At 71.3% G+C, this 22,603-nt stretch carries 27 protein-coding genes and 1 pseudogene; 14 read left to right on the top strand and 14 right to left on the bottom strand.

The window, feature by feature from the left end; genetic code table 11:
• Positions 1 to 30: 30 nt before the first annotated feature.
• The 5 genes from J2X46_RS10870 to J2X46_RS10850 all read right to left on the bottom strand — a co-directional run bounded on the left by J2X46_RS10870 (position 31) and on the right by J2X46_RS10850 (position 4,898).
• Positions 31 to 366 carry a hypothetical protein gene (locus tag J2X46_RS10870; RefSeq protein WP_310250060.1) on the bottom strand — a complete coding sequence of 112 codons (336 nt, stop codon included), beginning with the start codon at positions 364 to 366 and terminating at the stop codon, positions 31 to 33.
• A 43-nt stretch (positions 367 to 409) separates the two neighbouring features.
• Positions 410 to 829, bottom strand: coding sequence for a VOC family protein (locus J2X46_RS10865; RefSeq protein ID WP_310250057.1), 420 nt, complete (start codon positions 827 to 829; stop codon positions 410 to 412).
• A 60-nt stretch (positions 830 to 889) separates the two neighbouring features.
• On the bottom strand, positions 890 to 2,959 hold the full coding sequence (locus J2X46_RS10860) for a catalase (RefSeq protein ID WP_310250055.1): 2,070 nt from the start codon (positions 2,957 to 2,959) through the stop codon (positions 890 to 892).
• A 110-nt stretch (positions 2,960 to 3,069) separates the two neighbouring features.
• Complete coding sequence (locus J2X46_RS10855) at positions 3,070 to 3,732, bottom strand: FMN reductase (protein ID WP_310250052.1); 663 nt, start codon at positions 3,730 to 3,732, stop codon at positions 3,070 to 3,072.
• Entirely contained in the window at positions 3,729 to 4,898 is a 1,170-nt protein-coding gene (locus J2X46_RS10850; protein WP_310250049.1) for an LLM class flavin-dependent oxidoreductase, read from the bottom strand. Before J2X46_RS10850 ends, J2X46_RS10855 begins: the two co-directional genes overlap by 4 nt.
• A gap of 156 nt (positions 4,899 to 5,054) precedes the next feature.
• Between J2X46_RS10850 and J2X46_RS10845 the strand changes: the two genes are divergently transcribed.
• Together J2X46_RS10845 and J2X46_RS10840 are read left to right on the top strand one after the other, a co-directional pair.
• The gene (locus J2X46_RS10845; RefSeq protein WP_310250047.1) at positions 5,055 to 5,456 is read left to right on the top strand and encodes a tetratricopeptide repeat protein; all 402 of its coding nucleotides are present in this window, start codon (positions 5,055 to 5,057) and stop codon (positions 5,454 to 5,456) included.
• A 94-nt stretch (positions 5,457 to 5,550) separates the two neighbouring features.
• Complete coding sequence (locus tag J2X46_RS10840; protein ID WP_310250046.1) at positions 5,551 to 6,393, top strand: glycerophosphodiester phosphodiesterase family protein; 843 nt, start codon at positions 5,551 to 5,553, stop codon at positions 6,391 to 6,393.
• Here the strand turns inward: J2X46_RS10840 and J2X46_RS10835 are convergent.
• Positions 6,363 to 7,067, bottom strand: coding sequence for a response regulator transcription factor (locus tag J2X46_RS10835; RefSeq protein WP_310250045.1), 705 nt, complete (start codon positions 7,065 to 7,067; stop codon positions 6,363 to 6,365). The two genes, J2X46_RS10840 and J2X46_RS10835, sit on opposite strands and share 31 nt — an antisense overlap.
• Positions 7,068 to 7,268: 201 nt before the next feature.
• Here J2X46_RS10835 and J2X46_RS10830 point away from each other — a divergent pair, with 201 nt between their 5' ends.
• The 5 genes from J2X46_RS10830 (at position 7,269) to J2X46_RS10810 (ending at position 11,904) form a co-directional block, all read left to right on the top strand.
• Positions 7,269 to 7,571, top strand: coding sequence for a metal-sensitive transcriptional regulator (locus J2X46_RS10830; RefSeq protein WP_129477404.1), 303 nt, complete (start codon positions 7,269 to 7,271; stop codon positions 7,569 to 7,571).
• Positions 7,572 to 7,597: 26 nt separating this feature from the next.
• Positions 7,598 to 7,801, top strand: a complete 204-nt coding sequence (locus J2X46_RS10825; protein ID WP_310250042.1) for a heavy-metal-associated domain-containing protein — start codon at positions 7,598 to 7,600, stop codon at positions 7,799 to 7,801.
• 22 nt (positions 7,802 to 7,823) lie between these two features.
• Complete coding sequence (locus J2X46_RS10820) at positions 7,824 to 8,765, top strand: hypothetical protein (RefSeq protein WP_310250040.1); 942 nt, start codon at positions 7,824 to 7,826, stop codon at positions 8,763 to 8,765.
• Complete coding sequence (locus J2X46_RS10815; protein ID WP_310250039.1) at positions 8,755 to 11,037, top strand: heavy metal translocating P-type ATPase; 2,283 nt, start codon at positions 8,755 to 8,757, stop codon at positions 11,035 to 11,037. The genes J2X46_RS10820 and J2X46_RS10815 overlap by 11 nt, the downstream gene beginning before the upstream one ends.
• 159 nt (positions 11,038 to 11,196) lie before the next feature.
• On the top strand, positions 11,197 to 11,904 hold the full coding sequence (locus J2X46_RS10810) for an EcsC family protein (protein ID WP_310250037.1): 708 nt from the start codon (positions 11,197 to 11,199) through the stop codon (positions 11,902 to 11,904).
• Here the strand turns inward: J2X46_RS10810 and J2X46_RS10805 are convergent.
• The 3 genes from J2X46_RS10805 to J2X46_RS10795 form a co-directional block, all read right to left on the bottom strand.
• Complete coding sequence (locus tag J2X46_RS10805) at positions 11,894 to 13,195, bottom strand: CotH kinase family protein (RefSeq protein ID WP_310250036.1); 1,302 nt, start codon at positions 13,193 to 13,195, stop codon at positions 11,894 to 11,896. The two genes, J2X46_RS10810 and J2X46_RS10805, sit on opposite strands and share 11 nt — an antisense overlap.
• Positions 13,192 to 13,962 (bottom strand): polyphosphate polymerase domain-containing protein, encoded by a 771-nt coding sequence (locus tag J2X46_RS10800; RefSeq protein ID WP_310250035.1) that lies wholly within the window; start codon positions 13,960 to 13,962, stop codon positions 13,192 to 13,194. Before J2X46_RS10800 ends, J2X46_RS10805 begins: the two co-directional genes overlap by 4 nt.
• Positions 13,963 to 14,024: 62 nt before the next feature.
• Positions 14,025 to 14,624, bottom strand: a complete 600-nt coding sequence (locus J2X46_RS10795) for a DUF4956 domain-containing protein (protein WP_310250033.1) — start codon at positions 14,622 to 14,624, stop codon at positions 14,025 to 14,027.
• Positions 14,625 to 14,734: 110 nt separating this feature from the next.
• Between J2X46_RS10795 and J2X46_RS10790 the strand changes: the two genes are divergently transcribed.
• Both J2X46_RS10790 and J2X46_RS10785 read left to right on the top strand, forming a co-directional pair.
• The gene (locus J2X46_RS10790; protein WP_310250031.1) at positions 14,735 to 15,094 is read left to right on the top strand and encodes a hypothetical protein; all 360 of its coding nucleotides are present in this window, start codon (positions 14,735 to 14,737) and stop codon (positions 15,092 to 15,094) included.
• The gene (locus tag J2X46_RS10785) at positions 15,091 to 15,498 is read left to right on the top strand and encodes a hypothetical protein (protein ID WP_310250029.1); all 408 of its coding nucleotides are present in this window, start codon (positions 15,091 to 15,093) and stop codon (positions 15,496 to 15,498) included. The genes J2X46_RS10790 and J2X46_RS10785 overlap by 4 nt, the downstream gene beginning before the upstream one ends.
• Here the strand turns inward: J2X46_RS10785 and J2X46_RS10780 are convergent.
• Entirely contained in the window at positions 15,485 to 16,390 is a 906-nt protein-coding gene (locus J2X46_RS10780) for a haloalkane dehalogenase (RefSeq protein WP_310250028.1), read from the bottom strand. The genes J2X46_RS10785 and J2X46_RS10780 overlap by 14 nt on opposite strands.
• A gap of 85 nt (positions 16,391 to 16,475) precedes the next feature.
• Here J2X46_RS10780 and J2X46_RS10775 point away from each other — a divergent pair, with 85 nt between their 5' ends.
• Genes J2X46_RS10775 through J2X46_RS10765 form a run of 3 tightly spaced genes read left to right on the top strand, consistent with a single transcriptional unit; the run spans position 16,476 to position 18,071 of the window.
• Complete coding sequence (locus tag J2X46_RS10775; RefSeq protein WP_310250026.1) at positions 16,476 to 17,210, top strand: DsbA family protein; 735 nt, start codon at positions 16,476 to 16,478, stop codon at positions 17,208 to 17,210.
• Positions 17,207 to 17,680 carry an SRPBCC family protein gene (locus J2X46_RS10770; RefSeq protein ID WP_310250025.1) on the top strand — a complete coding sequence of 158 codons (474 nt, stop codon included), beginning with the start codon at positions 17,207 to 17,209 and terminating at the stop codon, positions 17,678 to 17,680. The genes J2X46_RS10775 and J2X46_RS10770 overlap by 4 nt, the downstream gene beginning before the upstream one ends.
• 4 nt (positions 17,681 to 17,684) lie before the next feature.
• Positions 17,685 to 18,071, top strand: a complete 387-nt coding sequence (locus tag J2X46_RS10765; protein ID WP_310250023.1) for a cupin domain-containing protein — start codon at positions 17,685 to 17,687, stop codon at positions 18,069 to 18,071.
• Positions 18,072 to 18,104: 33 nt separating this feature from the next.
• On the opposite strand, the gene J2X46_RS10760 is transcribed toward J2X46_RS10765, so the two are convergent.
• Positions 18,105 to 19,361 carry a DUF222 domain-containing protein gene (locus J2X46_RS10760; protein WP_310250020.1) on the bottom strand — a complete coding sequence of 419 codons (1,257 nt, stop codon included), beginning with the start codon at positions 19,359 to 19,361 and terminating at the stop codon, positions 18,105 to 18,107.
• A 341-nt stretch (positions 19,362 to 19,702) separates the two neighbouring features.
• A complete protein-coding gene (locus tag J2X46_RS10755) occupies positions 19,703 to 19,984 on the bottom strand; it encodes a hypothetical protein (protein WP_310250018.1) in 282 nt (93 codons plus the stop codon).
• 464 nt (positions 19,985 to 20,448) lie between these two features.
• Between J2X46_RS10755 and J2X46_RS10750 the strand changes: the two genes are divergently transcribed.
• On the top strand, positions 20,449 to 20,751 hold the full coding sequence (locus tag J2X46_RS10750; protein ID WP_310250017.1) for a hypothetical protein: 303 nt from the start codon (positions 20,449 to 20,451) through the stop codon (positions 20,749 to 20,751).
• A 105-nt stretch (positions 20,752 to 20,856) separates the two neighbouring features.
• Here the strand turns inward: J2X46_RS10750 and J2X46_RS24100 are convergent, their stop codons facing one another.
• A complete protein-coding gene (locus J2X46_RS24100; protein WP_397214103.1) occupies positions 20,857 to 21,120 on the bottom strand; it encodes a cation:proton antiporter regulatory subunit in 264 nt (87 codons plus the stop codon).
• 66 nt (positions 21,121 to 21,186) lie between these two features.
• Positions 21,187 to 22,044, bottom strand: a pseudogene (locus tag J2X46_RS10745) (RimK family alpha-L-glutamate ligase); the annotation flags it as partial.
• 49 nt (positions 22,045 to 22,093) lie between these two features.
• Between J2X46_RS10745 and J2X46_RS10740 the strand changes: the two are divergent.
• Complete coding sequence (locus J2X46_RS10740) at positions 22,094 to 22,600, top strand: ATP-dependent zinc protease (RefSeq protein ID WP_310250015.1); 507 nt, start codon at positions 22,094 to 22,096, stop codon at positions 22,598 to 22,600.
• Positions 22,601 to 22,603: the final 3 nt, after the last annotated feature.

Genomic DNA, 22,603 nt, shown 5'->3' with positions numbered 1-22,603 from the left:
CCCGGGCGTGTCGCCGGCGTGCGCGGTGGGCTACCCGCAGTCGACCCCGCCACCGCCGCCGCAGTCACCACCGGCGCCGTGGAACCCGACCCCGCCGCCGAGGGCGTCGCCGCCGTACCCGTGCCCGAGGTGGCCGCTGCCGCGGAAGTCGGGGTTGCCGGGCGACACGATCGCGTCGAGCACGGCAGTCAGCACCCCGATCACCACCACGCCGGTGAAGGCCGTCATGACGACGCCGACCCGGCCGGCACCCTGTAGGAGCGCCACGGAGACCGCGGCGGCCAGACCGGTCGCCGCGATGCCGCCGAAGGTCAGCCAGGACTGCCGCGGGTGGGCGGCCAGGGCACGGGAGGCTCGGGTGGTCATGGGACGAGTGTGAGGCTCGGGGGCCTCGTGCGGAAGAGGTTCGTCAGGAAGGCGCACCCGCGATGTTGAAGAGCCACGAGATCCCGAACCGGTCCTTGAACATCCCGAACTCGTCGCCCCACGGAGCGGCCTCGAGCGCCTGGCCGACCTCGCCGCCCTCGGACAGCGCGGCGAACCAGCCACGCAGCTGGTCGGCCTCGTCGTGGCCGCCCGAGATGCTCACCGAGACGTTGTCACCGAAGGTCACCTGCACCATCTCCGGCGGCGCGTCGGCACCCATCAGCGTGAAGCCGGACGGCGTCTCGAGCTGGCCGTGCATCACCTGTGTGGCCATCGGACCCTCGGTGCCCATGTCGCCGAAGGTCATCACGTTGAGCTCGCCGCCGAGGACCGAGGCGTAGAACTCCATGGCCTCCCGCGCCTTCGCGTCGGGGAAGTTGAGGTAGGGGTTGAGGGTGGCCATCACGCGCTCCTTCGGTCGGGTGCCTCCAACCTAGGACGCCCGACCGACAGCCCGGAAGGCTCAGCTCCGGACCGGCCGCTCCCAGCTCCGCAGCGCACCGCACTGCTCCACGAAAGCCGGCACGGACGACGCCGTGAGCTCTGGGCACCCGTCGTCGGGCGTGACGCCGGCCGCGTCGAGCAGCGCCTGCGCGTCGGCCACCCACCCGAGGAACTTCTGGTGCGCGAAGGCGTCGTCGACGAAGTCGCAGGCGCTCTTGCGGCCCGCGAGGTCGGCGGCGCCGTCGGCCGACGTCACCACGGCGACGGCGTCGAACAGCACCGACGGTGCACCGGGCACCGCGTGGTCCGGCGTGAGCTTGCGACCACCCTTGAACCTGAGCGGCCCGGCGGCAGGAGCGACGTACTCCACGACGGCGCCCGCCTCCGTGAACGCCTCCTCGAGCGCCTTGAGGAGCGCCCCGTCGGCACCCGGGGTCACCAGCACGCCGAGCTTGCGGCCGGCGAAGGAGTCGGGCCCGTTGCGCAGGATGCTGAGCGCCTCCGACTCCGGCAGGTCGGTCCGCGTCGGCAACGCGGGCTCGTTCGCCTCGGGCAGGGGCATGCCGAGCTCGTCGGCGACGCCCTGGGCGAGGTCCTCGTGGACGTTGCGGAGGTTGCCGAGCATGCGGGTGCGGATGGCCGGCTCCTCGCACTTGCCGAGCTCGAAGCCGTACGCCGCCACGATGTGCTGCTGCTCGACCTCGGTCTGGCTGATCCAGAACTGGCGGGCCTGGCTGTAGTGGTCGGCGAAGGTCTCCGAGCGCACGCGTCGGACCTCGCCGCCCTCCTCGCGCGGCACGCTGCGGAAGCCCTGCTCGACGTCGGCGCGCGGTCCGCGCTCGTCACCGGAGAGGGAGTTGGGCTCGTAGTTGGCGCGGCCCTCCTGGCGCGACATCTGCATGTGCCCGTCGCGCTGGAAGTGCGTCACCGGGCAGCGGGGGGCGTTGATCGGGATCTGGGTGAAGTTGGTGCTGCCGAGCCGCTTGAGCTGGGTGTCGAGGTAGGAGAAGTTGCGACCCTGCAGCAGCGGGTCGTCGCTGAAGTCCACGCCCGGCACGATGTTCTGCGTGCAGAAGGCCACCTGCTCGGTCTCGGCGAAGACGTTGCTCGCCACCCGGTCGAGCGTGAGCCGGGCGATCACCCGGACCGGGACCTGCTCCTCCGGGATCAGCTTCGTCGCGTCGAGGACGTCGAACTCGAACTCCTCGGCAAAGGCCTCGTCGAAGACCTGCACGCCGAGGTCCCACTGCGGGAAGTCGCCGGCCTCGATGGCGGCGTAGAGGTCACGGCGGTGGAAGTCGGGGTCGGCGCCGTTGATCTTCACGGCCTCGTTCCACACCACCGACTGCAGGCCCTGGCGCGGCTTCCAGTGGAACTTCACGAAGGTCGCGTCGCCGTCGGCGTTGACGAAGCGGAAGGTGTGGACGCCGAAGCCCTCCATGAAGCGGAACGAGCGCGGGATCGTGCGGTCCGACATCTGCCACAGCGTCATGTGGGTCGACTCGGGCATCAGCGAGATGAAGTCCCAGAACGTGTCGTGCGCGCTCTGCGCCTGCGGCCACCCGCGGTCCTGCTCCTCCTTGACCGCGTGCACGAGGTCGGGGAACTTCATCGCGTCCTGGATGAAGAAGACCGGGATGTTGTTGCCGACGATGTCCCAGTTGCCCTCGTCGGTGTAGAGCTTCACCGCGAAGCCACGCACGTCGCGCGCCAGGTCGGGCGAGCCGAGGTTGCCCGCCACGGTGGAGAAGCGCACGAACGCCTCGGTGCGCTTGCCCTTGCGGGCGAACGGCGTGGCCCGGGTCAGGTCGGTCACCGGGTCGAGGCACTCGAGGTAGCCGTGGGCGCCGTACCCACGCGCGTGCACGACGCGCTCCGGGATCCGCTCGTGGTCGAAGTGGAAGATCTTCTCCCGCATCGCGAAGTCCTCGAGCAGCGTCGGCCCGCGATCACCCGCCCGCAACGAGTTCTGGTCGTCGCCCATCGGCACACCCTGGGCGGTCGTCATCACCTGGCCGCGCGCCGGCGCCTGGTGGAGCTCACCGCCCGCTCCGGTCTGGTCCTGCGCCTTCGTCGTCCTGCGTGCCATCGGGCCGTCCTTTCCGAGAGGTGGCCTTCGACGCTAGGCGCGCATCGACGAGCCCGGCTCACCCGTTGGGGCTTGCCCGGGCTGCGTGGCCCACACCTCGGGGTGGGGCCTCAGTCGGAGCCGGAGTGCCCGCGCAGCAGGTCGCCGAAGGGCGTCACGTCGGCCTCGACCTGCGTGCCGGCGGTACGCCGCGGGCGCGCCGCGAGGTCGGGCGCGAAGCCGCCGACGGCGTAGCCGCCCTGGCTCAGCACGAGGTTCGCCAGCTCGGCCGCCGCGCGGGTGATCCGGTCGGCGAGGCCGTGGCTGCCGAAGTCCTCGGTGGCCGCGAACACCCCCGTGGGTACGACGATCGCGCGGAGGTAGGTGAACAGCGGCCGCATCGCGTGGTCGAGGACCAGCGAGTGCCGGGCGGTGCCGGCCGTGGCGGCGATGAGCACAGGCGTGCCGGTCAGCGAGTCCTTGTCGACGGCGTCGAAGAACATCTTGAACAGCCCGCTGTAGCTGCCGTTGAAGACCGGCGTCACCGCGACCAGGCCGTCGGCGGAGGCGACCTGCTCGCGCAGCTCGGTGAGCCGCGGCGTCGGGACGCCGCCGGTCACCATGAAGGACGCCAGCTCGCCGGCGACCTCGCGGAGCTCGACGTACTCGACATCGAGGGACTCCCCCCGCGCAGTCACCTGCGCGGAGGTCGCCTCGGCGATCTGGTCGGCGAGCAGCCGGGTGGACGACGGGACGGTGAGCCCCGCCGTGACCACGACGATGCGACGGGTCATGCCTCCACCTTGTCAGCCTCTGCCTGCTCGGCCGCTGCCTGCATCTCCTCGACGCGGGCCCGGGCGGGCTCGACGAGGTGGTGCGGGGCGTCGGGTCCGGCGGCCACGAGCGAGGCGTGGGTGGGCGGGTCGCTCGGCACGTGGGCGGGGCGACGGCGCTCGAACTCCTTGCGGAGCACCGGCACGACCTCGGTGCCGAGCATCTCCATCTGCTCCATCACCAGCGACGTCGGCAGGCCGGCGTGGTCGATGAGGAACAGCTGGCGCTGGTAGTCACCGACGTAGTCGGCGAAGCCGAGCGTGCGCTCGATGACCTGCTCGGGCGTGCCGACGGTCAGCGGCGTCATCTCCGTGAAGTCCTCCAGCGACGGGCCGTGGCCGTAGACCGGGGCGTTGTCGAAGTAGGGCCGGAAGGTGCGCTTGGCCTCGGCCTCGGTCGACGCCATGAACACCTGGCCGCCCAGCCCGACGTAGGCCTGGTCGGCGGCGCCGTGGCCGTAGAACTCGAAGCGGCGACGGTAGAGCTGCACCATCTGCTCGGTGTGCTCCTTGTTCCAGAAGATGTGGTTGTGGAAGAAGCCGTCGCCGTAGTAGGCCGCCTGCTCGGCGATCTCCGTGCTGCGGATCGAGCCGTGCCAGACGAACGGGGGCGTGCCGTCGAGCGGCGCCGGCGTCGAGGTGTAGCCCTGGAGCGGCGTGCGGAACTGGCCCTGCCAGTTGACGACCGGCTCGCGCCACAGCTTGCGCAGCAGGTGGTAGTTCTCGACCGCGAGCTTGATGCCGTCGCGGATGTCCTTGCCGAACCACGGGTAGACCGGGCCGGTGTTGCCGCGGCCCATCATCAGGTCGACGCGACCGCCGGAGAGGTGCTGCAGGAAGGCGTAGTCCTCGGCGATCTTCACCGGGTCGTTGGTGGTGATCAGCGTGGTGCTGGTCGAGAGGATGAGCTTCTCGGTCTGCGCCGCGATGAAGCCGAGGTGGGTCGTGGGGGACGACACCACGAAGGGCGGGTTGTGGTGCTCGCCGGTCGCGAAGACGTCGAGACCGACCTCCTCCGCCTTGAGCGCCAGCTGCGTGATCGACGCGATGCGCTCGGCCTCGGACGGCGTGCGCCCGGTGGTCGGGTCCGTGGTGACGTCGCCGACGCTGAAGATGCCGAACTGCATGCTTTCCTCCACTGGTTGAAGTTTGTACGACCTTCAACGGCGCCGTCGGGTCCAGTATTCCGCGGAATCGCCGGGCGACGTACGGCGTTGAGGCGGCATCCGGGCGCACGCTCGGAGTACCCACTGCCGCGGTACGTCTGCGCGAGAGGAGCGACGATGACCGACTTCACCCCCTTCGACCAGACCTCATTCGAGCAGTTGCTGCGCGGACACGCGGGCCTGCTCGAGGACTCCACCCACGACCGCTGGGTGCGCGCCCAGGCGCTGTTCGACGAGCGCGCCTACCGCGAGGCCGCCGTGCTGCTGGCCGAGCTGCTCGACGACCCGGGCGACGTGGGCCACGAGCTCACCGACGTACGCCTCCTGCTGGCACGCTCGCTCTTCCACTCCGCCCAGCTCGACGGCACCATCCGGGTCGCCACCGAGCTGCTCGAGCACGACCCCAACGAGCCCTACGCCCACCTGCTGCTGGGCCGCTCCCTGCAGCGCAAGGGCCGGCGCGACGAGGCGCAGCCGCACCTGCGGCTCGCCGAGCTGCTGGGTGGCTACCGGAGCTGATCCACCCGGCCGTGGCGCGAAGCCTCGGTGAACACTCGCTCCACGGCCCCGTCCGGGCGCGACAAGCCCGGCGGGGCCGACCCATGCTGGTTCCGTGACCAGCTACGGCGACCCCCGCTACGGACACGAGGGTGGACCGCTCGCCATCGCCCACCGCGGTGGCATGGCGCTCGCACCCGAGAACACCCTCGCCGCCTTCGGGCGTGCCACCTCCCTGGGCCTCACCTACCTCGAGACCGACGTGCACACCACCCGCGACGGGCACGTCGTCTGCTTCCACGACGCCACGCTGCGGCGGGTCACCGGCCACCCCGGCCGGATCGCCGACCTCGACCTCGCCGACGTACGACGCCTGCGGGTGCACGGCACCGACCAGGTCCCGACGCTGGCCGAGGCGATGGCGGCCTTCCCGCAGGCGAAGTTCGCGATAGACCTCAAGGACGAGGCCTCGATCGGCGCGATGGCGCGGCTGCTCGCCGCGAACCCCCGGTGGGCCGAGCGGATCCTGGTCGCCGGCGCGTGGAGCCGCTGGTTGCGACGGCTCCAGGACGAGGCACCGGGCGTGACCACCGCCCTCGGGTGGCGGTCGCTGACCACGCTCATCGCGTGCTCACGCGGCGGCGTACGACCCCTCGGCGTCGGCACGTCGGGTGGCGCGTTCGCGCACGTGCCGCTGCGGCTCGGCCGGCTGCCGATCCACTCCGAGCGGGTGATCGCGCGGGCCCACGAGCTCGGCATCCGCGTGGTCGTGTGGACCGTCGACGACCCGGCCACGATGCGTACGCTCCTCGACGCCGGTGTCGACGGGATCATCACCGACCGGCCCGACCTGCTGCGTGAGGTGCTGATCAGCCGCGGCGAGTGGACCGCCCTGCCTGCGCGGGCCGACGTGGCCGCCGAAGTGGCTCAGGGGGAGACGGTCGTCCGGACGACCTGAGTCCGGCCGTCCTGGCCCGGGTCGGCACAGGCGACGGCGCTCGCCCGCTCGAGCAGGGCCGTGCGCTCGAGCATCTCGGCACCGAGCCCGTGCGAGACGGCCCACAGGACGGCCTGGCTCCGGCTCTGGACGCCGGTCTTGGCGTAGGCGCTGCGGATGTAGGACTTCACCGAGTTGAGCGAGATCTGCATCTCGGCGGCGATGTCGACGTTGCTGCGGCCCGTGGCGATGTGGGCGAGGGTCTCGCGTTCGCGGGCGGTGAGCCGGTCGAGGTCGCTGGCGCTGTCGGCGGCGGCGGGGGACCCGGCGGGCACCGTCGGCGCAACGACCGTCTCGCCCGCGTGGATGGCATGGAGGGCGCGGCCGAGCTGCTGGGCGCTGAGGCTGGTGCCGAGGTAGCCGACGACCCCGTTGCGCACGACCTCGCGAGCCAGGCCGGGGTGGTGGTTCCAAGTGAGGACGGCGACCCGCCGGATGTAGGGGTCGGCGACCGCACGGGCAAGCGTGGTGTCGTCCGCCGCGACCCCGAAGGTCTCGAAGAGGGCGATGTCGACCGGGTTCCGGTCGCGGCCCTGGGTCGTCACCGGCTCGAAGCCGCCGAGGACCCTGAGCATGCCGTCCAGGCCACGTCGCAGGATCTCGTCGCCGCCCAGCAGCGCTACTCGGATGGTCATGTGTGGTCCTTGCACCTCGGGAGAGGACCGCGCGTGCGCACGCTCCCCGACGTCCCCCCGGACCGCCGCTCGCCACACTAGGTCGACTGGACCAGACCAGTGACCCCACGAGCCCCACCACGCTCGACTTTTGACCTCAAGTCCACCCCAATGGGTGACTTCCGGCTTGATCCAGATACCCCCTGGGGGTATCTTGGCCACATGAGCGAACAGCACGGGCACCTCGAGGGCAACGACGAAGCCGTCCAGGCCCACCTCAAGCGGCTGCGCCGCATCGAGGGCCAGGTCCGCGGCATCCAGCGGATGGTCGAGGAGGAGAAGTACTGCATCGACATCCTCACGCAGGTGTCCGCGGCCACCAAGGCGCTGCAGGCGCTCGCGCTGTCACTGCTCGACGACCACATGGCGCACTGCCTCGTCGATGCCGCCCGCCAGGGCGGTGCCGAGCAGGAGCAGAAGCTCAAGGAAGCCTCCGAGGCGATCGCCCGCCTCGTGAAGTCCTAGTCAGAGCCGACGAGAAGGAAGACGCAATGACCACCGAGACCTACACCGTCACCGGCATGACCTGCGGCCACTGCGCCGCCTCCGTCACCGAGGAGATCTCCGATATCGCCGGCGTCGAGGACGTCGCCGTCGTCGTGGAGACCGGCGCCGTCACCGTGACCAGCACCGCCCCGCTCGACGAGTCGGCCGTCCGTGCCGCCGTCGAGGAGGCCGGCTACACGTTGGTGTGACAACCCACCGTCTGGAGGAGTCATGAGTACGCCGTTGCGGGTCGCCGCGTTCGTCGCCGCCCTGGTCGCCGCCTTCGCGGCCGCCTGGGGCGGGGGGCGGCTCGTCGGGCCGATCGACACCGAGCCGGTCGCGGCCCACGACGACATGGCCGGTCACGAGGGATCCGACGAGGGTCGCGCCGAGGGCGAGGGCCACGAGGGCCACACCGCCGGCGTCGCCGAGGCGGCCGGGCTCACAGCCCGCGCCGATGGCTTCACCCTCGCGCTGGCCGACCGGGAGGTGTCCGCCGGCCGCACCCGGCTCGCCTTCCGGGTGCTGACCTCCAGCGGCCGGCCGCTCCTCGACTACACCGAGGAGCATGAGAAGGACCTCCACCTCATCGTCGTACCACGCGACCTGACCGGCTTCCAGCACGTGCACCCCACGCTCGACCGGGCGACGGGCACGTGGTCGGTCGACGTGCGCCTGACGCCGGGCGTGTGGCGGGTGATCGCCGACTTCACGCCCGAGGGCTGGAACGGCATCACGCTGGCCGACGACCTCGCCGTCGCCGGTGAGTTCGAGCCCCGGCCGCTGCCGGGCGACGACCGCGTCGCGACCGTCGAGACCGACCAGGGCACCTACACCGTGGCCCTCTCGGGCGACACGGCCCCCGGCGCGAGCACGGTGCTGACCACGCGCATCGAGCTCGACGGCGAGCCGGTGACGGACCTCGAGCCCTACCTCGGCGCCTACGGCCACCTCGTCGCGATCCGCGCGGGCGACCTCGGCTACCTCCACGTCCACCCGGAGGAGGGCGAGCCGGGGCCGGCGATCGAGTTCGCGACCGCGTTCCCCGAGCCGGCGACGTACCGCCTCTTCCTGGACTTCCAGCACCGCGGAGAGGTCCGCACCGCGGCGTTCACGGTCGAGTCGGGCGGCACGCCGACCGGCGACAACGAGGAGGGCGGCCATGACCACTGAGCAGCTCACCGACGTCGAGCTCGCGATCACCGGCATGACCTGCGCGTCGTGCGCCAACCGGATCGAGCGCAAGCTCAACAAGCTCGACGGCGTCACCGCGACCGTCAACTACGCCACCGAGAAGGCCAAGGTCTCCTACCCCGGCACCGTCTCCACCGACGAGCTGCTCAAGACCGTCGAGGCGGCCGGGTACGCCGCCGCGCTCCCAACACCGCCGTCGACCGAGGTGGCCGACGAGGTGCCGGCGGCCGACCCGCTGCTCCAGCGGCTGCTGGTCAGCGCCGCGCTGAGCATCCCCGTGGTCGCGATGGCGATGGTGCCCGCGTGGCAGTTCACGTACTGGCAGTGGGCCTCGCTCGTCCTCGCCGCGCCCGTCGTGGTGTGGGGCGCGTGGCCCTTCCACCGCGCCGCATGGACCAACCTGCGCCACGGCGCGACCACCATGGACACCCTCGTCTCGGTCGGCGTGCTGGCCGCCTTCGGCTGGTCGCTGTGGGCGCTCTTCTTCGGCACCGCCGGCGAGCCCGGGATGACGCACCCGTTCCGGATCGCGATCGACCGCACCGACGGCGCGGGCAACATCTACCTCGAGGCCGCTGCCGGGGTCACCACGTTCATCCTCGCCGGCCGCTGGCTCGAGCACCGCTCGAAGCGGCAGGCCGGAGCCGCGCTCCGCGCGCTGATGGAGCTGGGTGCCCGCGACGTCGCGGTGCTGCGCGACAGCGCTTCTGGTGGGCAGAGCGAGGTCCGGATTCCGATCGACCAGCTCGCCGTCGGTGACATCTTCGTCGTCCGGCCGGGCGAGAAGGTCGCCACCGACGGGTCGGTGGAGTCCGGCACCAGCGCGGTCGACGCGTCGATGCTCACCGGCGAGTCCGTCCCGGTCGAGGTCGGCCCGGGCGACGCGGTCGTCGGCGCGACCGTGAACGCCGGTGGCCGACTGACCGTCCGGGCCACCCGCGTCGGCGCCGACACCCAGCTCGCGCAGATGGCGCGGCTCGTCGAGGACGCCCAGAACGGCAAGGCCGAGGTGCAGCGCCTCGCCGACCGGATCTCCGGCGTCTTCGTCCCGATCGTGATCGGGCTGTCGGTCGCGACGCTCGGCTTCTGGCTCGGCGCCGGTTCCGGCGCGACGGCCGCCTTCACCGCCGCCGTGGCCGTGCTGATCATCGCCTGCCCCTGCGCCCTCGGCCTGGCGACGCCGACCGCCCTCATGGTCGGCACCGGTCGCGGCGCCCAGCTCGGCATCCTGATCAAGGGCCCGGAGGTCCTCGAGTCGACCCGTCGCGTCGACACGGTCGTGCTCGACAAGACCGGCACCGTGACCACCGGCGAGATGGCCGTCCACGAGGTCGTGGCCGCGGACGGCGAGTCCCCTGACGACGTACGACGTCTCGCTGCCGCCCTCGAGTCCGCGTCCGAGCACCCGATCGGCCGAGCCATCGCCGCCGCCGCGACATCTGAGGACGTCATGGTCGAAATCGACCCCGGATCCCGTTCGCCACGTCCTCAGATACCGGTGGTGGAGGGCTTCGCCAGCCGCGACGGCCTCGGGGTCGAGGGCGTGGTCGACGGGCACGCTGTGGTCGTCGGGCGACCGAGCCTGCTCGCCGACTGGTCGCAGCACCTCCCGCCCGCGCTGGCCGAGGCCGTCGAGCGGGCCCAGGGCGAGGGGCGTACTGCTGTCGCCGTCGGTTGGGACGGCCGCGCCCGTGGCGTGGTCGTGGTCGGCGACACCGTGAAGCCGACCTCCGCCGAAGCCGTACGACGTCTGCGCGAGCTCGGCCTCGAGCCCGTCCTGCTGACCGGGGACAACGAGTCCGCGGCCCGTCAGGTCGCCGCCCAGGTCGGCATCGGGACGGTCATCGCCGACGTGCTGCCGGCCGACAAGGTCGCCGAGGTGCAGCGCCTGCAGGCCGCCGGCAAGGTCGTCGCGATGGTGGGCGACGGCGTCAACGACGCCGCCGCCCTGGCCCAGGCCGACCTCGGGCTCGCGATGGGCACCGGCACCGACGTGGCGATCGAGGCGAGCGACCTGACGCTGGTGCGCGGCGACCTGCTGGTGGCCGTCGACGCGATCCGCCTCGCCCGCCGCACACTCTCGACGATCAAGGGCAACCTGTTCTGGGCGTTCGCCTACAACGTCGCCGCGCTGCCGCTCGCCGCCGCCGGCCTGCTCAACCCCATGCTCGCCGGCGCCGCGATGGCCTCGTCCAGCGTCTTCGTGGTGACCAACTCGCTCCGGCTCCGCGGCTTCCGCTCGTCGATCTGAGCGGTGGTCCACCTACATTTCGTCGCTCGGAAATGTGGGTCCACCACCGGCCGTCGGCGTGTCGAGACGTCGCGCTCCGAGAGCGGTGGTCCACCCACATTTCACCGGCCCAGAATGTAGGTGGGCCACCGCTGGGGCCCGGGTTCGTAGGGTGGCGGCATGGGCATCAAGGACCTCGTCACCGGCGGCCGCTCCGACGACACGCCGCGGTCGGCGCTCGACGCCGCCGCGGACCCGCGGCCCGACCCCGGGGCCGTCGACAGGATGGTCGACCTCCTCGTCGACATCGGCATCGACGGCCGTGGTCCGCTCGACCCGGTGCGGTCGGTCGCCGGTCAGGCGCTCGACAAGGCCGGTGGCGACCGCGAGAAGGCGATCGCCGCCCTCGCTCGCCGGTCGATGGTCACCGGCGGCGTCGGCGGCTTCGTCACCGGGCTGGGTGGCTTCGTCACCATGCCGGTCTCGCTTCCGGTCAACGTCGCCGAGTTCTACCTCCAGGCCACCAGAATGGTCGCCGGGATCGCCTCGCTGCGGGGGTACGACGTCGAGGACCCGCACGTGCGCAGCGCGATCCTGCTGACCCTCGTGGGGTCCGATGCCGACGAGGTCCTCAAGAAGGCCGGGATGACCTCGGCCACCGGCGCGGTCACGTCGTATGCCCTCAAGGGCCTGCCGCCGGCGGCCCTGATGATGATCAACAAGGCCGTCGGCTTCCGGCTGCTGCGCGGCGTCAGCGAGAAGGTGCTGTCCCGCTTCGGCCGTGGTTTGCCGCTCGCGGGCGGCGTCCTCGGCGGCGGGATCGACGGCTTCATGATGAAGAAGATCGCCGACCACGCGATGAAGGAGTTCCCGCCGGTCAACCGCTGATCGACTCCCGGATGGCGTCGGCCTCCTGCTGGACCGTGTCGGCGTCGACCAGGTCGCCCGCCTGCTCGGTGAGGACGGTGGACCAGCGGCCGAGGACCTCCTCGGCGTAGCCGCTGTCGTAGAGCTCGGCGGTCAGGTCGGCCTTCGCCTGCTCGACGAGGTCGGCCCACTCGTCGACGGCGGTGAAGCGCTCCACCAGGACGTTGGAGCGACCGCCCATCCCGCCACCGCCGCCGGGACCGCCGCCCTCGGGGCGAGCGCCCTCGGGCATGTCGGTCGGCATCCCCTCGGGACGCTCGCCGTCACCACCGCCGCCGGAAAAGCCCCCGGCCCCGCCACCACGCCCGCCGAAGGCGAGGTTGTGGTCCCACGCCACGACGGTGAAGCCGCCGGTCTCGGCGTCGTACCGCAGGAAGGAGTTGTTGCCCGGCCCGTCGATGTCGTCGAAGTTGTCCACGAGCTCCTCGAAGGCGAGGTAGCGTGCGAACGACGCGACGTCGAGGCGGTCGGGCAGCTCGGCGGCGAAGTCCTCGTCGCTGCTGTTGTTGAGGAAGTCGAGGAAGTCGATCAGCGGCGCGAGGTCGTCGTCGCCGGTCTCCTGGTCGAAGACGTCGGTGTAGGAGTCGGGGTCGTCGCCGCGGTAGGACCAGTCGCCACCGGCATCCGCCTTGTAGAGCAGCCCGTCCCCCGCGAAGTTCTCCGCCTCCCAGTCCTCGTCGAGGTTCTGCACGACGAGCCGCAGCCGCGCGTCGGCGCCGTTGATGCTGAACGACGAGGCGACCGCGTGCTCGCTGGCCAGCCCGGCCTTCGCGAGCAGGTCGAGGGCGACCGCCTCGTTGAGCGCGGTCTCGGAGCTGTTCGACCGGACGATGAGCTCGCTCGAGCCGTCGATCGCCTGGCCGTCGACGTACTTGTCGAGGCGGATCAGCCACGGCAGGTCGGTGGGCTCGGCATCGTCGGTGACGCCACGTAGCGAGGAGTTCCCCTTGAGCCGCAGCCCGGCCTTCAGATAGGTCTCGCCGTCGATCGTGACCGTCGCCTCGACCCACTCCTTCTCGCCGGACTCCTGGTAGGTGTCGACCATCGCCGCGACCGCGTCGTCGTCGACCTCGATCGAGATGTCGTGCACGGTGTCGGCGTCCCACACCCCGTCGCCGTCTTCCACGGTCCGCGTGGCGGGCGCGACGCCGCTCGTGGAGACCGAGTCGTCGCCGGTGATCGCGGCACAGCCACCGAGGGCCATCGTCGCGGCGACCGCCAGGGCAGCGACGCGGGACCTGACCGGCCTCACGCCGCGGCCCCGGTGCGGACCGTGAGGTGCTCGGCGAGGTGGCGCGAGGTGACGCGGTGCCAGCGGTTGGTCTGCAGGTCGGGGGTCAGCAGCGCCAGCCCGGTGCCGTACTTCGAGATGCGCGTCGGCCGGTGCCCGAGCTCCCACAGCCGCCGGTCGAGCGGACCGGGACCGGCGGAGGCGGCCTTCGTCTCGACCACGAGTACGTCGCCGACCTCCGCGGTGCCGTGGGCCGAGGTCCAGCGCAGGTCGCGGTCGATGGTGGCGCGGCCGGCGCCGCCGGGCAGCAGCAGGGTCGTGCGGAGGTAGCTCGTGTGCAGCGTCGCGACCAGGCCGGTCGGGTCGACGCCGTGCACGTGGGCCGCACCGAGCCTGTCGCGCACCCAGGCGTCGGCGCCGTCGGACACCTCGACGCCGTCGTGGGCCAGCCGCTCCTTCACGGTCGAACCTCGCGTGCCGCGGGTCTTCACCTCGAGCCAGCGCTCGCCGGTGTCGGCGTACACGCGCGTGCGGACCTTCCAGCGGCGCCGGCGCCGGTGGGCGGAGGCAGTCCAGCTGTCGAGGTCGACGGTGTCGAGGTAGGTCGACTCGTAGCGCGAGGCACGTCGGCCGTCGATCTCGAGCACGCGCAGTCCGACGATGCCGGTGACCAGCGCGTCGAGGTCGCCGGCGGGGACGACGTACTTCCGGTCGACGCGGGTGAGCAGCTCGGCCTCGGCGTTGAGCTCCGCGAGGGTGACGGTCGGCAGCCGGTCGACGGCGCTCATTCCGGGGTCCCTGCGGCGTTGTTCGGCGGAGCGAAGCGGGGGAGAAGAACGTCGTGGGGTGGTCATCGCGTCAGCACCGGGGCGTCGTGGCGCTCGGCGCGCGGGAGGGCGGGAGCCGACGAGGCGGCGTAGTGCACCTCGACCGTGGTGGTGTCGTTGACCAGGTCGACGCGGATCGGGGTGACGCGGGTGACCCGCGCGTCGAGGAGCAGCTCGAGGCGCGCGACGAGCGTCGGCTCGTCGGTGATCGCCGAGTCGAGTACGACGACCTGCCGCAGGCCGGTGCTGTGCAGCAGCCGGCTGTCGGCGAGGGCGAGCACGCCGACGAGTCCGAGCATGAGCGTGATCGAGAGGGCGGGGTCGCCGGTGCCGAGGCCGCCGAGGAGGCCGATGGCGAGGGCGGCGAAGTAGTAGGCGATCTCGTGCTGGCCGAGCTCGTCGGAGCGCAGCCGGATGATCGAGAGGACACCGAACAGGCCCAGCCCGAGGCCGACGGTCGCGGTGCTGCTGGAGAGCACGATCGTGACGGCCAGGACGCCCATGTTGACCGCGACGAAGGCGGTGACCAGGTCGGCGCGGCGGTGGCGCGGGTAGTAGACGGCCAAAGCGAGCACCAGCACGGCGACCAGGTCGACGGCGGCGAGCAGGTAGGTGGGGTTCATGCGGGTTCCTTCGGGTCGGTGTGCCCCCGACGCTCGCGTGTTCACCTGTTGTTCACCTGCCACGGACCTGTGGCAGGTCTGTGAGGTCTGCTCTGCGAGAATCCGACCTCGTGGACGGACCCCTGCCCCTGGCGCTGATCGCGGCCTCGCTGGCCTTCACCCTGGTGGCGCTGGCGTACGTCGCCCTCGACCGCACGCCCGACTGGGGCCTGCTCGGCTTCGCGGGCGTGATCGAGCTCGGCACCCTCGTGCTGCTCGTCGTCGCGGCCTTCCAGGTGGGCGACGTGTCGATCCCGGGCGCCGGCGAGATCACCCTCTTCGGCTACCTCGTCGCCGGGCTCGTGCTGCTGCCGATCGGCTTCGCGTGGTCGCTCGCGGAGCGCAGCCGCGGTGCCACGGCGGTGCTGATGGTGGCCGGGCTCGCGCAGGCGTTCGTCGTCGTACGCACCCTGCAGGTGTGGCCGGCATGAGCTCGACCCGCACCGGCGCCGGCCGCGTCCTCGTCGCGATCTACGGCGTCTTCGCCCTCGCCGCCACCGCGCGCTCGCTGGTCCAGCTGCTCACCAAGGCGTCCGAGGCACCGCTCGCCTACTCGCTGTCCGCCCTCGCCGGCCTCGTCTACATCGCCGCCACCCTCGGCCTCGCCGAAGTCGGCCCCTCCCCCCGCCGGACCGCCTGGGCCGCCGTCGGCTTCGAGCTCGTCGGTGTGCTCACCGTCGGCACCCTCACCGTGCTCGACCCCGAGCTCTTCCCCGACGCGACCGTCTGGTCGGCGTACGGCGAGGGTTACGGCTGGTTGCCGTTGGTGCTCCCGTTCGTGGGACTGGCGTGGTTGTGGCGCACGCGCGCGCAGGACTCCGTCAGCGCAGCATGAAGCCCGCCACGACCTGACCCAGGTCGGCACCGGCGTCCTCCTGGAGGAAGTGGCCGGCGTCCGCGATCGTCGGGTGCTCGAGGCCGCGCGTGCCCGGGATGAGCTTGCGCAGGACGGGCGCCATGCCGCCCGTGATCGGGTCGCCGTCGCTGAAGGCCACGAGGAACGGCGTCTCGCTGGCCGACAGCACCTCCCAGGCGGCCCGGTTGGCGGCGCTGGCTGGGTCGTCGGGCCGCGTGGGCACGAGGGTCGGGAGCGCGCGTACGCCGGCCTTGGCGCGCTCCTCGGGGAAGGGCGCGTCGTAGGCCGCCCTGACGTCGTCGGTCATCGGGCGGACGCAACCGGCGGCGACCAGCCGGCCCACGTCGAGCGTCTCGGCGCTCTCGACGGCCCGGCGGAACTGCCACCAGATCTCGGGCATGTCGAAGTCGCCGGTCGGCAGCCCGGTGTTGGCCGCGACCACGCGGGCGAAGCGGTCGGGGTGCTCGGCGACCAGGCGGAGCCCGACCAGGCCGCCCCAGTCCTGGCCGACGAGGGTGGCCTCGCGGATGTCGAGGTGGTCGACGACCAGCTCGCGCGTCCACTCCACCAGGCGGGCGAACGAGTAGTCCGCGGTCTCCATCGGCTTGTCAGAGCGCCCGAAACCGATCAGGTCCGGCACCACGCACCGGATCCCGCGATCGACGAGCACCTCGATCACGTGCCGGTAGAGGAACGACCACGACGGCTCGCCGTGCAGCAGCAGGGCCACCGGGCCGTCCGCCGGGCCCGCGTCGACGTACGCCATCCGCAGGCGGCCGCCGTCGGGGTCGGCCACCTCGACGTACGTCGGCTGCCACGGGAAGTCGGGCAGGTGGTCGAACGCGTCGTCCGGGGTTCGGTAGACCTCCATGTCGGCCAGTCTCGCAGCGCCCGGGCCCCCGCGCCGGTGGGCAAGGGGCCGCGACACGTGTGGTCGCCCGTCCTAGGGTCGATCCATGGCCACCGCTGACCTCCGCTTCTACTTCGACCCGGTGTGCCCGTTCTGCTGGCTGACCAGCAAGTGGGTCCGGATGGTGCAGGCCGAGCGCGACCTGACGGTGGACTGGCGGTTCATCTCGCTGCGCCAGATCAACCAGCACATCGACTACGACGCGCACTTCCCACCGGAGTACAAGGCGGGCCACACCGCGGGCCTGCGCCTGCTGCGCGTGGTCGCGCGAGCACGCGAGGAGCACGGGCCCGCGGCCGTGTACGCGCTGCAGGCCGCGCTCGGCGCCCACGCCTTCGACTCGCCGCCGCCCGACTCGGACGCGGAGCCCGGCTGGCAAGGCACCCGAGGGTTCCTCGAGCCCGTCCTGCGCGAAGTCGACCTGCCCACTGACCTCGCCGACGCCCTCGACGACACCTCCTGGGACGACGCGATCCGCGCGGACGGCGACGAGGCGCTCGCCGCGACGGGCAAGGACGTCGGCACGCCGATCATCCACTTCCAGCCGCCGGACGGCGTGGCGTTCTTCGGCCCCGTCATCAGCCGGCTGCCCGAGCCCGGCCGGGCCGGGGAGCTCTGGGACCACGTCGTCGGTCTGGCCGGCTTTCCCGGCTTCGCCGAGCTCAAGCGCAGCCTGCGTGAGCGACCCCAGCTGATGGCGTTCGGCGTCGACCCCGGCGACGTCGGCGTCGAGGAGGACTGGCACGGTGGCAGCCGTCGACAGAGGAGCGAGCGCGGATGACCCAGGCAGCACTGACCCACCAGGACTCCGTGGTTGTCGCGGCCTCGCCCGAGGCGGTCTACGACCTGGTCAGCGACGTCACTCGCACCGGCGAGTGGAGCCCGGTCTGCGCGTCGTGCTGGTGGGACGACGAGACCCAGGCAGGCCAAGACGGCGCGTGGTTCACCGGTCGCAACGAGCTGCCGGAGCGCACGTGGGAGACCCGGTCCCAGGTGGTCGTCGCCGAGCGCGGGCGCGAGTTCGCCTGGCTGGTCGGCCAAGGGTATGTCCGGTGGGCCTTCGTCCTGTCGCCGGAGGGCGGGGGCACACGGCTGACCGAGACCTGGGAGTTCCTGCCCGCTGGGCAGGCGGTGTTCGTTGAGAGGTACGGCGACCGCGCTGAGGCGGAGATCGAGGACCGCACCCGCCACGCCCACGCCGGCATCCCGCGGACCCTCACCGCGATCAAGCGGATCGCCGAGGACGGCTGAGCCGGTGGGACGCGAGCTGCCCAGACCCGTGCGGGTCTTCACGCCGGCGGACCTGGCACCGGCAGATCCGACGCCGGGCATGCACCGTGAACGTGCCTTCGAGCTGCCGCTGCTCTGGGCCGGACAGGTCGAGACCGAGCCCGGTGCGGTGTCGGGCTGGCACCACCACGAGCGCAACGAGTCGAGCCTCTACATCGTGCGCGGCGTGCTCCGCCTCGAGTTCGAGGGCTATGAGGGCCATCTCGATGCCGGCCCCGGCGACTTCGTCCATGTCCCCGCCTGGACCGTGCACCGCGAGTCGAACCCCACGCGGGAGACGTCGCTCGCCATCATCGCGCGGGTGGGTGGGGGTGTGCCGACCGTCAACGTGGACGGGCCGGTCGGGCGCTGACGCTCGTGGGGGCGCCCTGATCGGGATCCGGGTCTATGTCCGCCTGGCGAACGTGACCTTGTTGTCGGCGTGGACGGTCATCGCGTAGCGCGAGTCGTGAGCCAGCCGGTGGTGGCGGGGGCACAGGAGCCGCCCTTTGGCGAGGTCGGTGAGCCCGCCACGCGACCACGGGTCGTCGTGGTGGGCGTGACAGCCGGAGGCGGTGGTCTCGCAGCCGCGGGCGGTGCAGCCGCCGTCGCGCAGGCCGAGGGCGATGCGCTGTGCTTTGGTGAAGAGTCGCCGGCTGCGGCCCAGGTCGAGCGGGATCGAGTGGCCGTCGAGGACGACGGGGATGATGCCGGCCTCGCACGCCAGCCGCCGGGCCTGCCCAGCGCTCATGCGGGAGCCGTCGTCGAGCAGCGCGGTCGCGTGCTCGCCGAGGAGCTGCTCGAGCGTCATCGTGACCACCACGGTCGCGTTGACCCCGGCTGTCTGCGGTGTGGCGTCGACCGGGTAGCGCTCGACGTACTCGATGAACGCCTCGCCAAGCCGGCGGCGCATCGGCTTCCAGTCACCGGACTCATCACGCAGCTCGGCCTCGGGGTGGCGGGCCGGGTTCGCGAGAGCGAGGAGGTGCCGCTTGAGCATCGCGCCGATGTGCGACGGCACGGTGAACCGGCCGTGGCAGCGGCCCTCGCCGTCGTCATTCATCTCGAAATCGGGGCTCGCGTCGGCGCGTGCCTCTTCTCTCGCAAGGGTGGCGGCTTCCTGTGCCTCGCCCAGCTCGGGCGCGACCACGTCGAGGATCCGCCTGCCCAACCGGCGCAGGGCCTTGGCGTCGTGCTCGGCAGCGGCGGCGAGGAGGTGGTCCCGTGCCTGTGCCCGGACCCCTGCTTCGATGATCCTGGTCGCCCCGTCAGCAGTGCGGACCATCGCAGGGATCGCGTCGACCGCACCGACGATCACCCGCGCCTGCTCCACCCGCAGCCGGCCGTCCGCCAGCGCCCGGCCGGTCGGGGCGTGCAGGTCGTCCTCCAGCGCGCGGCCGAGCTTCGTCAAGCGCGCCGCGTCCGCGTGGGTGTGCCGGCTGCGCCCGGCCCACCACTGATGAGTGTGCCGCGCGCCCGTGGCGTCCCCGAGCCGCCGGCGGTCAGCCTCGGCCAGCACGCGGCACAGCTCGCGAGTCAGGCGACTCGACGCGCCCGTCAACGCGTCGAGCACACGTACGACGTCTCCGTCACCGAGCGACATCTCTCCCAGCTGAGCCAGGTCGGTCAGCGTCGCGTCCACACGACGGAGCACCTCGCGCACGACCGGTGACTCCTCCGGTTGCGTGCCCGGGGCACGCCACCCGCCTCCGTGGAGCGGTTCTGCAGGCACTGCGCTCACGGTCACTGCCCCTTCCGCACCACTCGTGGGCGCGTCGACAACTACAGTCGTGGGTCAGTGTCTGGAGGAGGATTCAGCCGGATGTGTGGCTTCAGGGAGGACCCGAGCTCGCTCGCTCGAATGCTTCGATCGTACGCGTCGCCACCGACAACGGCGGTCGCGTGATTGGCATGGTCGTTGAGGGGATCCCGTCGCGCTCGCTCGCGTTGGCGGCTTTCTCGTGTGAGGGCCCGCTGCATAAGCGGCGCTATGACGCATGCGCGTCACCGCTCTCTAACGGTTCCGCGCTTCCACCAGTCGATTGCGGGGTCCTCTCGTATGTATCGTGCGACCACATCGACGTTGCCTAGGTTGCAGTACTTCCAGAGCTCCTTCGCCGCTCGGGAGTACTGGAACAGCACGCGGTCCATGTCGAACGGGTCGAGATTTCCGTCGCGGAACTGATCGATGGCGCCGGCGACGTGTGCGACGAGTCCGGCGAGCTCTGCTTCGTGGTAGGCGGCCACTTGTTGGCGTGCTTGTCGACGCGCTGCCTTCTCGGACACCCACTCAGGCTAGTGCGACTCTCCGTCGAGAGCCTCGCACTCATCGCGGCAGATCCGGACGTTCATGCGTCGGGTCCGCACTATCGTGCGATGCGTGCCTGTGCGAATAGAGTGGTGGCCGGAACATGGCTCAGGGCCCATGTGGGTGGACGGAGTCTCTGTCGAGCCCGCGTCTCTTCTGCGCGACGATCTCGCTGCTCGTGTCATCGAGTGGAACGATGCCTTTGTCGACGATCGGATGCTGCCAATCGAAGGCAGTGGCGATCCAGTTTGGATCGCGGAAGGTAGGCAACTCCTAGAGTCCGTCCGCGCTGCGCTCGCAGCGACGCATGAGGTCGTAGTCACCGAGCCATGGTGGGGTGACTCGCCCAGGCAGTCCTCGTGACCGATGCGCACTCATCTCGGCAGATCCGGATGTCCCCACCAAGCGGCGGTATGCCGCAGTTGCGCCGTACGCTCCGGCTGTGATCTGGATTGATTACTACGAGTTCGAGGACGCTTTCCAAGACTCGCGGATTGAACCCGACGGTTCGCGTTTCTCCGACCGGCTCGCGACCGAGGTCGCGCCTGGTCACCCGCTTCACGGGCGCGACTGGGTTGTAATCGCCAAGTACGAGCCGCAGGACGAGGTGGTTGTCCGCCAGGGCTCGGACGTGGCATTGGTGCATCTGACGTTCACAGCCAACCCGCCCGAGCGCCCGCCTCTGCCGTCGACGACCTTCTTCGAGTCCGCCCGAGCGTTCGAGGCGTACTTCGAATTCCGCTGAACAGATTCCCGCCCGGGAATGTGGGAGCGGCACCCTCGCCCATGGGGATCGACTCAGTTGACGCGGACAAGCGGCGGGGTGGGGCGCACCCACAAGAGCCAGGGGTCAGCTGTTCTCCGGCAGGTGCTTCTTCATCAGGCGGCGGACGCGCTTCTGCTTGCGGTCGGGGATCATCGAGCGCATCTCCTCGAGCTTGCCGAAGCAGAGGAGGCGGTCCTCGCCCTCGAGGACGGTCTTGTTGCGCGGGTTCGGGATGACCTGCGGGCCGCGGTGGAGGGTGAGCACGGTGATGTCGCGCTCGTCGAGACCGGAGTCACCGAGCTTCTTGCCGACCATGTCGGAGCCGGAGTGCACGACGATCTCGGCCACGCCGTAACCGGTGGAGACGGTGAGCCGCTGGCGTACGTCGATGTCGGGGAAGGCCACCTGGTTGGAGATGTAGTCGACGATCGCGCCGGCGACGTCGAGCTTGGTCGCGGCCTCGATGCCCTCCAGGCCGGGCGAGGAGTTCACCTCCATCACCTGCGGACCCTTGCGGCCCTCGAGCATGTCGACACCAGCGACGCGCAGGCCCATGATCTGCGCCGAGCGCACGGCCACGCGCTCGAACTCCTCGTCCAGCTCGACCGGCTCGACGCTGCCGCCGCGGTGCACGTTGGAGCGGAACTCGTCGCCCTGCGCGACGCGGCGCATCGCCGCGACCACGCGGTCACCGACGACGAGCGCACGGATGTCGCGGCCCTTGCTCTCCTTCACAAAGCGCTGGATCAGCACGTTCTGCCGGGTGCTCTGGAGCGTCTCGATGATCGCCTCGGCGACCTTCAGCGTCGGGGCGAGGATCACGCCGATGCCCTGGGTGCCCTCGAGCAGCTTGATCACGACCGGCGCCCCGCCGACCCGCTCGATCGCGGGGATCACGTCGGCGCGGTCCTGCACGAAGGTCGTCGCCGGCATCGGGATCCGGTGGCGCGAGAGGATCTGCGTCGCGCGGAGCTTGTCGCGGCTGTTCGCGATGCCGTAGCTCGTGTTCGGCGTGTAGACGTCCATCTGCTCGAACTGCCGCACGACGGCGGTGCCGAAGTAGGTGATCGAGTTGCCGATGCGCGGCAGCACGGCGTCGTACGTCGAGAGCTGCTTGCCGCGGAAGAGCAGGTCGGGCTCGTCCCCCGTCAGGTCGATGCCGAAGCGCAGCGTGTTGAGCACCTTGACGTCGTGGCCACGGTCGAGCGCGGCCGTGCGCAGTCGCTGGGTGCTGTAGGAGCGCGGGGCCCGAGAGAGGATGGCGAGCTTCATGGGGAGCCATACAACCACCCCGGCTCACGTGCCCTGACAGGATGGCGTGGTGTCCTCCACACCGAACCCGCCCGATGCACCGGACGAGTCCGCCCCCGAGACCGTCGTGGTCGGCTGGCGGGAGTGGGTGTCCCTCCCCCAGGCCGACGTGCCGTGGGTGAAGGCCAAGATCGACACCGGCGCCCGCTCGTCCTCCATCCACGCCTTCGACCTCGAGGTGGCCGAGCGTGACGGTCAGGAGTGGGTCACCTTCTCCATCCACCCGTGGCAGCGCTCCGACGACGAGGCCCACGAGCTGAGCCTGCCGGTGCTCGACCGCCGCGAGGTGCGCAGCAGCAACGGCCAGACCGAGCTGAGGTACGCCGTCGCCCTCGACGTCGTCCTCGCGGGCCGCACGATCACCACGGTCATGACCCTGAGCAACCGTGACGAGATGGGCTTCCGGATGCTGATCGGCCGCGAGGCCCTCGAGCGCGGCTTCCTCGTCGACTCCTCGAAGTCGTACGCCGGCGGGCGTCCGCGCCGGGCGGTGCGCCGGAAGAACTGGGGCAAGTAGCGC

The sequence above is a fragment of the Nocardioides sp. BE266 genome, from assembly GCF_031457855.1.
Classification (GTDB): domain Bacteria; phylum Actinomycetota; class Actinomycetes; order Propionibacteriales; family Nocardioidaceae; genus Nocardioides.
This window is presented reverse-complemented; position numbering and strand designations above follow the sequence as displayed.